General features: G+C 70.4%; 9 protein-coding genes. 7 read left to right on the forward strand and 2 right to left on the reverse strand.

The genetic code is table 11. The features are described 5' to 3' along the window. Window positions 1-119 precede the first annotated feature (119 nt). From ACZ3II_RS33620 to ACZ3II_RS33640, 5 genes are all read left to right on the forward strand, one after another. Window positions 120-2,936, forward strand: coding sequence for a PQQ-dependent sugar dehydrogenase (locus tag ACZ3II_RS33620; RefSeq protein WP_465522915.1), 2,817 nt, complete (start codon window positions 120-122; stop codon window positions 2,934-2,936). Window positions 2,937-2,955: 19 nt separating this feature from the next. After that, window positions 2,956-5,064 (forward strand): ThuA domain-containing protein, encoded by a 2,109-nt coding sequence (locus tag ACZ3II_RS33625; protein ID WP_465522917.1) that lies wholly within the window; start codon window positions 2,956-2,958, stop codon window positions 5,062-5,064. A gap of 270 nt (window positions 5,065-5,334) precedes the next feature. After that, window positions 5,335-6,342 carry a sugar phosphate isomerase/epimerase family protein gene (locus ACZ3II_RS33630; RefSeq protein ID WP_465522919.1) on the forward strand — a complete coding sequence of 336 codons (1,008 nt, stop codon included), beginning with the start codon at window positions 5,335-5,337 and terminating at the stop codon, window positions 6,340-6,342. A gap of 113 nt (window positions 6,343-6,455) precedes the next feature. Continuing rightward, complete coding sequence (locus tag ACZ3II_RS33635) at window positions 6,456-7,364, forward strand: sugar phosphate isomerase/epimerase family protein (RefSeq protein WP_465522921.1); 909 nt, start codon at window positions 6,456-6,458, stop codon at window positions 7,362-7,364. A 1-nt stretch (window position 7,365) separates the two neighbouring features. Next, window positions 7,366-9,420 carry a PQQ-dependent sugar dehydrogenase gene (locus tag ACZ3II_RS33640; RefSeq protein WP_465522923.1) on the forward strand — a complete coding sequence of 685 codons (2,055 nt, stop codon included), beginning with the start codon at window positions 7,366-7,368 and terminating at the stop codon, window positions 9,418-9,420. Window positions 9,421-9,869: 449 nt separating this feature from the next. Here the strand turns inward: ACZ3II_RS33640 and ACZ3II_RS33645 are convergent, their stop codons facing one another. After that, window positions 9,870-10,508 carry a DsbA family oxidoreductase gene (locus tag ACZ3II_RS33645; RefSeq protein ID WP_465522925.1) on the reverse strand — a complete coding sequence of 213 codons (639 nt, stop codon included), beginning with the start codon at window positions 10,506-10,508 and terminating at the stop codon, window positions 9,870-9,872. Next, window positions 10,505-10,642, reverse strand: coding sequence for a hypothetical protein (locus ACZ3II_RS33650; RefSeq protein ID WP_465522927.1), 138 nt, complete (start codon window positions 10,640-10,642; stop codon window positions 10,505-10,507). The genes ACZ3II_RS33645 and ACZ3II_RS33650 overlap by 4 nt, the downstream gene beginning before the upstream one ends. Window positions 10,643-10,769: 127 nt before the next feature. On the opposite strand from ACZ3II_RS33650, the gene ACZ3II_RS33655 reads away from it, so the two are divergent. Both ACZ3II_RS33655 and ACZ3II_RS33660 read left to right on the forward strand, forming a co-directional pair. Continuing rightward, on the forward strand, window positions 10,770-11,384 hold the full coding sequence (locus ACZ3II_RS33655; RefSeq protein ID WP_465522929.1) for a TetR/AcrR family transcriptional regulator: 615 nt from the start codon (window positions 10,770-10,772) through the stop codon (window positions 11,382-11,384). 23 nt (window positions 11,385-11,407) lie between these two features. Then, window positions 11,408-11,725 (forward strand): hypothetical protein, encoded by a 318-nt coding sequence (locus tag ACZ3II_RS33660; RefSeq protein WP_465522931.1) that lies wholly within the window; start codon window positions 11,408-11,410, stop codon window positions 11,723-11,725. Window position 11,726 lies beyond the last annotated feature (1 nt).

Consider the following 11,726-nt stretch of genomic DNA (forward strand, 5'->3'; position numbering starts at 1 on the left):
GCTTTTCGCTCGCATCGACAAAAGTCGAGTTCCGGAACACGGAAGTATAGACACTTCTGTATGAAGTCTTTAACGTTTCCGTTTGTTACACCGAGGTGAACCCGGAAGGTGGTATCCCCGTGCCGTTCCGTTCCCTGCCCCGGTGGCGCCCGGCCGCCGCGGCCGTCCTCCTGCTGACCACCGCGGCCGTCGCCGGGCTCCCCGCGCCCGCCCGGGCCCACCCCATCAACGCCGCCGACTTCCAGCAGGTCACTCTGGCCAAGGGCGAACCCGAGGTGGGCGAGCCGATGACCCTCGCGGTGCTGCCGGACCGGTCGGTGCTGCACACCGCCCGCAACGGCACGCTGCGCCGCACCGACAGCTCCGGCAACACCGCGGTCGTCGGCACGGTGCCCGTCTACGCGCACGACGAGGAGGGGCTGCAGGGCGTCGGCGTCGACCCCGGCTTCGCCACCAACCGGCACATCTACCTCTACTACGCCCCGCCGCTGAGCACCCCGGCCGGCGACGCCCCCGCCGTCGGCGGCAACTGGGCCACCTGGCAGGGCGTCAACCGGCTGTCCCGGTTCACCCTCACCGGCGACTGGAAGCTCTCCGCCGAGACGAAGGTCCTGGACGTCCCCGCCGACCGCGGCCTCTGCTGCCACGTCGGCGGCGACATCGACTTCGACGCCGCCGGCAACCTGTACCTCTCCACCGGCGACGACAGCAACCCGTTCCAGTCCGACGGGTACTCACCACTGGACGAGCGCACCGACCGCAACCCGGCATTCGACGCGCAGCGCAGCGCCGGCAACACCAACGACCTGCGCGGCAAGATCCTGCGGATCAAGGTCAACACCGACGGGACGTACGGGGTCCCGTCCGGCAACCTGTTCGCCCCGGGCACCGCGAACACCCGTCCCGAGATCTACGCCATGGGCTTCCGCAACCCGTTCCGGATGAGCGTCGACAAGGCCACCGGCGTCGTCTACGTCGGCGACTACGGGCCGGACGCCGGGGCCACCACCGGGCGGGGTCCCAGCGGGCAGGTCGAGTTCAACCGGGTCACCGGACCGGGCAACTACGGCTGGCCGTACTGCACCGGCACGAACACCGCCACCGAGACGTACGCCGAATGGAACTTCTCGACCAACACGGCGGGGGCCAAGTACGACTGCGCGGGCGGCCCGGTGAACAACTCGTTCCGCAACACCGGCCAAAGCAAGCTGCCCCCGGCCAAGCCCGCCTGGATCCGGTATGCCGGTGACGCCGGCAGCCCGCCGGAGTTCGGTGGCGGCTCCGAGTCGCCGATGGCCGGACCGGTCTACCGCTACAACGCCTCCTCGACGTCGGCGACCAAGTTCCCGCAGTCGTTCGAGGGCCACTTCTTCGCCGGTGAACTGGGCCGCGGCTGGATCAAGCCGATCCACGTCGGCGCCGACGGCGCACCCGGGGAGATCACCACGTTCCCGTGGAACGGCAAGCAGGTCATGGACTCCGCCTTCGGCCCGGACGGCTCGTTCTACGTGCTCGACTACGGCACCGGCTACTTCAACGGCGACGAGAACTCGGCGCTGTACCGGTACGACTACGTCGGTGGCGGCAACCGGAGCCCGACCGCCAACGCCACCGCCGACCGGGTCTCCGGCCAGGCGCCGCTGACCGTGGCGTTCTCGTCGGCCGGATCCAGCGACCCCGAGGGCGGCGCGCTGTCCTACTCCTGGAACTTCGGCGACGGCACCACCTCCACCGCCGCCAACCCCACCAAGACCTACACCGCCAACGGCACGTACACCGTGACGCTCACCGTGACCGACCCGCAGGGCGCGACCGGCAGTGACAACGTGCAGGTCGGCGTCGGCAACACGGCGCCCACGGTGACCATCTCGACACCGGGCAACGGCCAGCTGTTCTCCTTCGGCGACACGGTGCCCTACTCGGTGACCGTCACCGACCCGGAGGACCCGTCGATCGACTGCTCCAAGGTCAAGATGACGTACGTGCTCGGCCACGACCAGCACGGCCACCAGATCACCTCGACCACCGGCTGCACCGGCAGCCTGACCATCCCGGTCGACGGGGAGCACGACGCGGCGGCCAACATCTTCGCGGTGTTCGACGCCGAGTACACCGACGCCGGCGGCCTGACCACGCACACCCAGCACACCCTGCAGCCGCGGCACCGCCAGGCCGAGCACTTCACGACGTCGTCCGGCGTCAACACCTTCACCAAGACCACCGCCGAGGGCGGCCGGACCGTCGGCGACATCAACAACGGCGACTGGATCTCGTTCCACACCTACCGGTTGAACAACGCGACGTCGTTCACCGCCCGGGTCTCCTCCAACGGCTCCGGCGGCACCCTGCAGATCCGCGCCGGATCGGCCACCGGCACGGTGCTCGGCTCGGCCACGGTCCCGGTGACCGGCGGCTGGGAGACGTTCACCAACGTCACCGGGGCGATCACCAACCCGCCGGCCGGCACCACCAGCCTCTACCTGACCTTCGCCGGCACCGGAACGGGCGCGCTGTTCGACGTCGACGCGTTCACCTTCACCACCGCCGCCGCGCCCACCGGCCGGGTCGTCGGCCTGGCCGGCAAGTGCCTGGACGTCAACGGGGCCGGAACCGCCGACGGCACCAAGATCCAGCTGTGGACGTGCAACGGCTCGGGCGCGCAGACGTGGCAGGTCAGCGGGCAGGTGTGGCGTAACCCGGCGTCCGGCAAGTGCCTGGACGTCGCCGGTGGCGCCACCGCCAACGGCACCAAGGTGCAACTGTGGACCTGCAACGGCACCGCGGCACAGAGCTGGGCCGCCCCGAGCGACAAGACGGTACGCAACCCGCAGTCCGGCCGCTGCCTGGACGTCTCCGAGGTCAAACCCGACGACGGCCAGCAGATCCACATCTGGGACTGCACCGGCGCCGCCAACCAACTGTGGACCCTGTCCTGACCAGCTGAGGGGATTCCCCGTGCGAAGACACCTCCGTACCCTGCTCGGCGCGGCCACCGTCGTGCTGACCACCCTGGCCTGCACCGCACCCGCCACCTCCGCCGCGGCCGCGGACCCCGCCTACGACGTCCTGGTGTTCTCCAAGACGGCGGGCTTCCGGCACGACTCGATCGCCACCGGCGTCCAGGCGATCCGCGACCTGGGCGCGGCCAACAACTTCACCGTCACCGCCACCGAGGACGCCGCCGCCTTCACCACCGGCAACCTCGCCCAGTACGAGGCGGTGGTCTTCCTCAACACCACCGGCGATGTGCTCAACGCCGCCCAGCAGACCGCCTTCGAGTCGTACATCCGCTCCGGCGGCGGCTACACCGGCGTCCACGCGGCCGCCGACACCGAGTACGACTGGCCCTTCTACGGCCAGCTCGTCGGTGCCTGGTTCGCCTCGCACCCGGCGATCCAGCAGGCCAACGTCAAGGTGGAGGACCGGGCCCACGCCGCGACCGCCCACCTGCCGCAGACCTGGACCCGCACCGACGAGTGGTACGACTACCGCACCAACGCCCGCAGCACCGCGCACGTCCTCGCCACCCTCGACGAGGGGTCGTACTCGGGCGGGACGATGGGCGCCGACCACCCGCACGCCTGGTGCAAGACCCTCGACGCGGGACGGTCGTTCTACACCGGCGGCGGGCACACCCAGGCGTCGTACGCGGACACCGCCTTCCGTGGCCACCTGCTCGGCGGGATCCGGTACGCGGCCGGCCGCACCAAGGCCGACTGCCGCCCGGAGACCGGTTACACCACCCTGTACAACGGCTCCACCAGCGGCTGGTCACAGGCCGGGCCGGGCAGCTTCACCAACAGTGACGCCACCCTGACCTCGGTCGGCGGCCTGGGCATGCTCTGGTACTCCGGCAAGTCGTACACCAACTATTCGCTGAAACTCGACTGGCGGATGGCGGGCGACGACAACTCCGGGGTGTTCATCGGCTTCCCGCCGTCGAGCGATCCCTGGTCGGCGGTGAACAACGGCTACGAGATCCAGATCGACGCCACCGACGCCGCGGACCGCACCACCGGCGCCGTCTACAGCTTCCAGGGCGCGAACGCCGCCGCCCGGGACGCGGCGCTGAACCCGCCGGGGGAGTGGAACACCTACGAACTGCTCGTCGAAGGTCAGCGGCTGCAGGTGCTGCTCAACGGCGTGAAGATCAACGACTTCACCAACACCGACCCGGCCCGCAACCTCGACGGCCACATCGGCCTGCAGAACCACGGCGACGGCGACGACGTGTCGTTCCGCAACATCCGGATCAAGGACCTCGGCGGCGGGAACGGCGGCGCCCGTACCGTGCAGGCCGAGTCCTTCAGCTCCGCCAGCGGCGTGCAGGCGTTCACCAAGGCGGGCGCCAACAACGGACAGACTCTCGGGTACGTCGACCCGGGCGACTGGGCGGCCTACAGCGGCGTCGACCTGACCGGCGTCACCTCGGTCAAGGCCCGGGTCGTCTCCGGCGGCGCGGGCGGCACGATCGGGGTCCGCACCGGCTCGCCGACCGGGCCGCTGCTCGGCTCGGTGGTGGTGCCGAACACCGGCGGCTGGAGCACGTTCGCCGACGTCAGCGCCACCCTGGCGAACGTGCCCTCCGGCACCCACACCCTCTACCTGACGTTCACCGGCTCCGGCGCCGGACTGTTCGACGTCGACGACTTCACCCTCGGCGCCTCCGGTGGCGGCGGTGGCACCGGCCGGGTGGCCGGTTTCGCCGGCAAGTGCCTGGACATCAGCAACAGCGGCACCGCCGACGGCACGAAGATCCAGCTGTGGACGTGCAACGGCTCGGCGGCGCAGACGTGGCAGGTCAGCGGGCAGGTGTGGCGCAACCCGGCGTCCGGCAAGTGCCTGGACGTGTCCGGCGGTGGCACCGCCAACGGCACCAAGGTCCAGTTGTGGACCTGCAACGGCAGCGGGGCGCAGAACTGGGCCGCCCAGTCCGACCGGACCGTCCGCAACCCGCAGTCCGGCCGCTGTCTGGACGTCTCCGAGGCCCGGCCGAACGACGGCCAGCAGATCCACATCTGGGACTGCCTCGGCGCCGCCAACCAGCAGTGGACGCTGCCCTGACGAACCGGGCCGGCGGACCTTCCGCCGGCCCCGGGTCGCGGCCTAGAGTGGACCCGACGACCGCGGACCCGTACGGCGTCCGGGTGGGAGGCGCAAACCCACCCGGCACACCTCGCCGCCGCCGCGCCGTCACGCCCGGGTGGTCCCTCGCGCCACCAGCGTGTTGAGTTCGGCCGCCATGCGCGCCCGAAACCAACACGCTCCGCCGTTCGCTGCGGCGACGGAATCCCGCGTCACGTCCGGGAACACCTGCGAGGAAGTGGACTGAACATGTCACGACCGATCACCCTCTTCACCGGCCAGTGGGCCGACCTGCCGTTCGACGAGGTGTGCCGCCTGGCGTCGGAGTGGGGTTACGACGGCCTGGAGATCGCCTGCTGGGGCGACCACTTCGAGGTCGACAAGGCTCTCGCCGACGACGGGTACGTCGACCGCAAACGCGAGCAGCTGGCGAAGCACAACCTGAAGGTGTACGCGATCTCCAACCACCTCGTCGGCCAGGCGGTCTGCGACCATCCGATCGACGAACGGCACCAGGACATCCTGCCCGCCCGGATCTGGGGCGACGGCGAGCCCGAGGGGGTACGCCGCCGGGCCGCCGAGGAGATCAAGGACACCGCCCGGGCCGCGGCCAAGCTCGGGGTGCGTACCGTCGTCGGTTTCACCGGCTCGTCGATCTGGCACACCCTGGCCATGTTCCCGCCGGTTCCGCCGTCGATGATCGAACGCGGGTACGCCGATTTCGCCGACCGCTGGAATCCCATTCTCGACGTCTTCGACTCCGTCGGCGTGCGGTTCGCGCACGAGGTGCATCCGAGCGAGATCGCGTACGACTACTGGACCACCAAGCGGACCCTCGAGGCGATCGGTCATCGTGCCGCTTTCGGCCTCAACTGGGATCCGTCGCATTTCGTCTGGCAGGACCTCGATCCGGTCAATTTCATCCTCGACTTCGCCGACCGCATCTATCACGTCGACTGCAAGGACGCGAAGGTTCGCACCGGCGACGGCAGGCGGGGCCGGCTCAGCTCCCACCTGCCGTGGGCGGACCTGCACCGGGGCTGGGACTTCGTCTCCACCGGGCACGGCGACGTGCCCTGGGAGGACTGTTTCCGGGCACTGAACGCGATCGGTTACGACGGGCCGATCTCGATCGAATGGGAGGACGCCGGAATGGACCGATTGGTCGGCGCCCCGGAGGCCCTCCAGTTCGTTCGGCGACTCGCTTTCGACGCTCCCTCGGCGGCATTCGACGCCGCTTTCTCCACCAATCAGTAAAACGCCTTCCGGGGCCGGGTGTTTCGCACCCGGCTCCTCGGCGTGCCATTTTACGGGCCGCTCACGGATTGTTCATCTAGTGATGTGCATAAATGGCGGTTAGCGTCATGACCATGAATGAGACACCGTTGAGTCGCCGTCACCTTCTGGGCGCCGCCGCTGCCGGTGCCGCCGCCGTCGGGGCGCCCGCCCTCACCTCGCCCGCCGCAGCCGGCGGCGGCAACCCGCACCGGGTGCCCCGCGACCGGATCAGCGTGCAGCTCTACACACTGCGCAACCAGCTCGCCATCGACCTCGAGGGCAGCCTCACCGAACTCGCCGAGATCGGCTACACCCGCGTCGAGCACGCCGGGTTCGTCGGCCGGACCGCCGCCCAGTTCCGGGCCGCCCTCGACAACGCCGGCCTGAAGGCCACCTCCGGGCACGCCGGCATCCCGCAGCCGTGGGATCCGGAGATCTGGAAACGTGCCCTGGAGGACGCCGCGATCGTCGGCAACACGTTCATCGTCCACCCGTACTTCGGCACCGACGCCAACGGGCCGATCCGCTCCGGCGCCGTCTACCGGGCGTTCGCGGCCGACCTGAACAAGGCCGGGGAACTGGCCCGGCGGGCCGGGCTGAGCTTCGGCTACCACAACCACCACAACGAGTTCCTGCGCCAGGACGGCGGCGACCGGACCGGCTTCGACATCCTCACCGGCGAGACCGACCCGCGCCTGGTGCACCTGGAGGTCGACCTGTACTGGGCGTGGCGCGGCGCCGCCGACCCGGTCGACCTGATCGAGCGCAACCGGCGGCGGATCCGCCAGGTGCACGTCAAGGACATGGCGGTGAGCAGTGGTTTCGCCGACCCGGGCGACGGCCTGATCGACTTCAAACGGGTCTTCCGGCGTGCTTCCGAGGCGGGCCTGATCGAGTACATCGTGGAACGCGACGACGCCGGCAGCCCGCCCCGGACCCCGGAGCAGGCCCTGGACACCGCGCGCGCCGGTTACTCGTACCTCGCAGGGTTGAGGTTCTGACATGCGCCGTCTTCTCGCTGTCTTCTCCGCCGCCGCCCTGGTCCTGACCATGAGCAGCCCGGTCCGGGCCGCCGTCGCTGTGCCGCCGGACACCGACTTCCAGAAGGTCACTCTCAACGACTATCCAGGCGAGCCGATGGCCCTGGCCGTCCTGCCCGACGGCCGCGTGCTGCACACCGCCCGCAAGGGCCAGGTCCGCATCCACGAGCCCCGCACCGGCCGCAACGTGCTCGCCGCGACCATCCCGGTCTACCTGCACGACGAGGAGGGCGTGCAGGGCATCGCGATCGACCCCGACTTCAAGAAGAACAACTGGGTGTACGTCTACTACTCGCCGGTCCTGAACACCCCGGTCGACGACCCGGCCACCCCGGCGGTCAACGAGGGCAACGCGCCGGAGAACGGCACCGCCGCCGACTTCGCCCCGTTCCGGGGTCACCTGCAGCTGTCCCGCTTCAAGCTGCGCGGCAACACCCTCGACCTGCGCACCGAGCAGAAGATCATCCAGGTCCCGGTGGACCGGGGGATCTGCTGCCACGTCGGCGGGAAGATCGACTTCGACCGGCAGGGCAACCTGTACCTGTCCACCGGCGACGACACCAACCCGTTCGCATCCGGCGGCTACACCCCGATCGACGAGCGCGCGGACCGCAACCCCGCGTTCGACGCGCAGCGCAGCTCCGCCAACACCGACGACCTGCGCGGCAAACTGCTGCGGATCACGGTACGGTCCAACGGCACCTACACGATCCCGCGCGGGAACCTCTTCAAGCCGGGCACCGCCAAGACCCGCCCGGAGATCTACGCGATGGGCCTGCGCAACCCGTTCCGGTTCGACGTCGACGAGAAGACCGGCGTCATCTACCTGGCCGACTACTCACCGGACGCCCAGCAGCCGAACCCGCAACGCGGACCCGCCGGGCACGGCCGCTGGATGGCCATCGACAAACCCGCCAACTACGGCTGGCCGTACTGTGTCGCGCCCGACATGCCGTACGTCGACTATGACTTCGCCACCGGCGTCTCCGGGCAGCCGTTCAACTGCGCGAAACCGGTCAACGACTCGCCGCACAACACCGGGCTGCGTACCCTGCCGGCGGTCGAGAAAGCCGAGGTCATCTACTCGTACGGGGCCAGCGCCCAGTTCCCGGAACTCGGCACCGGCGGCATCGGCCCGATGGGCGGACCGGCCTACCAGTACGACCGCCGCAACCGCTCGCCGTTCGCCTGGCCCGCCGACTTCGCCGGGAAACCGCTGTTCTACGAGTGGACCCGCGACTACGTGAAGGCGTTCTCGCTGGACCGCCGCAACCAGGTGACCGCCATCGAGCCGGTGCTCCCGTCGATCGTCTTCGACAACCCGATGGACCTGGAGTTCGGCCCGGACGGCGCGCTCTACGTCCTGGAGTACGGCGACGGCTACTTCGCCGAGAACCCGGAGGCGCAACTGGCCCGCGTCGACTACGCACCGGACAACAAGAGCCCGATCGTGAAGATCAACGCGACGCCGACCGTCGGCTCCGCGCCGTTCACCGTCAACTTCTCCAGCGTCGGCACGCTGGACCCCGACGGTGACGCGATCCGGTACGCCTGGGACTTCGACGCCGACGGCCGCGTCGACTCCCGCGAGGCGAACCCGTCGTACACGTACAGGGTCAACGGCGACTACCGGGCCACCCTGAAGGTCACCGACGCCACCGGCCGGTCCGCGTCCGCCGAGTTCCTGCTGCACGTCGGCCCGGTCGCGCCCACCGTGTCGTTCGTGACGCCGACGGCGGACCAGCCGTTCGAGTTCGGCGACACCGTCACCTTCGAGGTCGCGATCGTCGACGACGCCCCGGTGAACTGCGCCAACGTCCAGGTCTCCTACATCCTGGGCCACGACCAGCACGGCCACCCGCTGTCCACGACAGCCGGCTGCACCGGTTCCATCACCACGTTCGTCGACCCCGGCCACGAGGGCGCCGACAACCTGAACGCCGTCTTCGTCGCCGAATACACCGACGCCGACGGCCAGACCGGCTCCGCCGAGGTCGTCCTGACCCCCGACGAGTAGCCCCGCCAAGACGTCGAGGGCCGGCATTTCAGTGCCGGCCCTCGACGTCCGCACCCCACGCACAGTCCCGTGCTCGCGGCGTCCCCGGCTCCCGCTCAGGGGTCACCCCCGGCTGGTTGTCAGGGCTGTCTCAGCGCCGCTGAGACAGCCCTGACAACCAGCCGGATCCAGTCGTGGCAGAACCGCACGAAGCGGGCCGCACCGGCAGATCGTCAGCCGTCGCTCAGGCCGCTTTCGGTGGCCGGTTGACCGGCCTGCCGTACGGCTGGCTTCGCCAGCCGTCGTTTCGGCGGTTGGGCGACGGCGGGGCTTCGCCAGCCGTACGCCAGGCTGGTCAAGGGGCGGCCGTAGCAGGTCTGGGCGACGGCTGGGCCGGTCAGCCGTACGTCAGGCCGGTCAAGGGGCGGCCTTAACGGGTCTGGGCGACGGCTGGCGATCTGCCGGGCGGCTCAGGCGACCTTGTGCAGGGCGCTCAGGATCGTTTCCGGGGACTGGGCGCCGGACAGGCCGTACTGCTGGTTGATCACGAAGAAGGGGACGCCGGAGACGCCGATCCGGCGGGCGTCGCGGATGTCCGCGTCGACCTCGGCCGCGTACTTCGTGCCCCGCAGCATCTCCGCCGTCTCCTCCGCCGGCACGCCGACCTCGGCGCCCAGCCGCACCAGCGTGTCCGGGTCGTCGACGATCTCCGCGTCGCACAGGTGCGCCTTCAGGAGCCGCTCGTGCATCTCGGTGCCGAGCCCGTGCTCGGCCGCCAGGTGGGCGAGCCGGTGCGCGTCGCGGGTGTTGACCGAGACCGCCCGGTCCAGGTCGTAGCTCAGCCCTTCGGCCCGGGCCAGTTCGGTGACCTGCCCGGTCATCGCCCGGACCTGCGCGGCCGGCGCGCCGATCTTCTTGGCGAGCATCTGCTGCACCGGCTCGCGATGCCCGGCCGGGATGGTCGGATCGAGCTGGAAGCTGTGCCAGCGCACCGACACACGGCCGGCGTGCTCGAACGCCGACAGGGCGGTCTCGAGCCGCCGCTTGCCGATGTAGCACCACGGGCAGACGACGTCGGACCACACGTCGATACGGATGTCGGCGGTCACAGGCAGACTCCATCGGTGCAGGTCGGCGCGTCTTGCGCGCCGATGAGGATCAGTGGGGGTACGGGTTGAGCGGGCTCCGCCACGGGCGCGGCCGGTTCCGGCTGTTCCGTGGCGTCCTCGGTCACCTCAGGCATGATCGAACGGTAGCAGCCAAGTTGACCCGCCGGTCAACATCGCTCGTGCGAGCATGGTCACGGCCACCTCCGGCGGCGCGGGACAGCCGTGAGAACCGGCCGGTGGAAAGCGACGGGGAGGGCGGGAATGCGGGCCGACGCGCAACGTAACGCGACGAGACTGCGGGAAGCCGCCGCCGCACTGTTCGCCGAGCGCGGCCTGCAGGTGCCGTTGAAGGAGATCGCCCGCCGGGCCGGGGTCAGCCACGGCACCCTCTACAACCTGTTCGGCAGCCGTGAGGCGCTGATCGACGAGGTGGTCGCCGACCTGGCCGCCGCCCGTCTGGACCAGGCCGCCCGCACCGCCCTGGCCTGCCCGGACCCCTGGGACGGCTTCGCCGGTTACGTGTCCGGGGTGTGCGAGCTCCAGGCCGTCGACCCGGCGCTGGGTGACGTGCTGACCCGCCGGTTCCCGGACGCCAGCCGGCTGATGGGCGTCTGCGACCGCACGTCCGCCGCCGCTGCCGCCGTCATCGAGCGCGCCCAGCGGGCCGGGGTGCTGCGCCCCGACTTCACCGGCGAGGACCTGGTGCTGTTCCTCGCCGCGCAGGCCCCGATCGCTCGTGCGTCCGCCGGTTCCGGCGCCTGGCGGCGGGCCGTCGGCTTCCTGCTCGACGGTCTGCGCACGTCCGCTGCCCATCCGCTGCCCGCGCCGTCGCCCACCCCGGACGAGATGACCCGGATCCTGACCGGCGGCCCTTGAGCCGCCGGTCTAGGGTGACGCCCATGACGCAGCCCCGGACCTCCGCGCCGGCCACCATCGTCCTGCTCACCGTCGGGTGGCTGGTCGGCGCCGTCTGTCTCGGTTTCGCGTGGTTCATGGCGTTGTCGGCCGCCCTCGGGGACGACCGGACCGGCTTCGGCGCGCTCGGCGCCCTCCTCGGGCCGCTGTCGGTGGTGGGCCTGGCGTTCTTCGTCTTCGCCCCGCTCGGGATCGCCGGGGTCGCCCGGTCGCGCGGCTTACCCCGTACCGCAATCGTCTATCTGGTGTTGTCCGCCGTTCTGATCACCGCCGTCGCCACGCAACTGATCGCCGAGTGGTGAC

The sequence above is a fragment of the Actinoplanes sp. NPDC019969 genome, from assembly GCF_055562375.1.

What these genes read in the sequence shown, in the direction of transcription:
- ACZ3II_RS33635 (WP_465522921.1), top strand. Translation starts at nt 6,456, where the DNA reads ATGAATGAGACACCGTTGAGTCGCCGTCACCTTCTGGGCGCCGCCGCT.
- ACZ3II_RS33660 (WP_465522931.1), top strand. Translation starts at nt 11,408, where the DNA reads ATGACGCAGCCCCGGACCTCCGCGCCGGCCACCATCGTCCTGCTCACC.
- ACZ3II_RS33630 (WP_465522919.1), top strand. Translation starts at nt 5,335, where the DNA reads ATGTCACGACCGATCACCCTCTTCACCGGCCAGTGGGCCGACCTGCCG.
- ACZ3II_RS33640 (WP_465522923.1), top strand. Translation starts at nt 7,366, where the DNA reads ATGCGCCGTCTTCTCGCTGTCTTCTCCGCCGCCGCCCTGGTCCTGACC.
- ACZ3II_RS33655 (WP_465522929.1), top strand. Translation starts at nt 10,770, where the DNA reads ATGCGGGCCGACGCGCAACGTAACGCGACGAGACTGCGGGAAGCCGCC.
- ACZ3II_RS33650 (WP_465522927.1), bottom strand. Translation starts at nt 10,642, where the DNA reads ATGCCTGAGGTGACCGAGGACGCCACGGAACAGCCGGAACCGGCCGCG.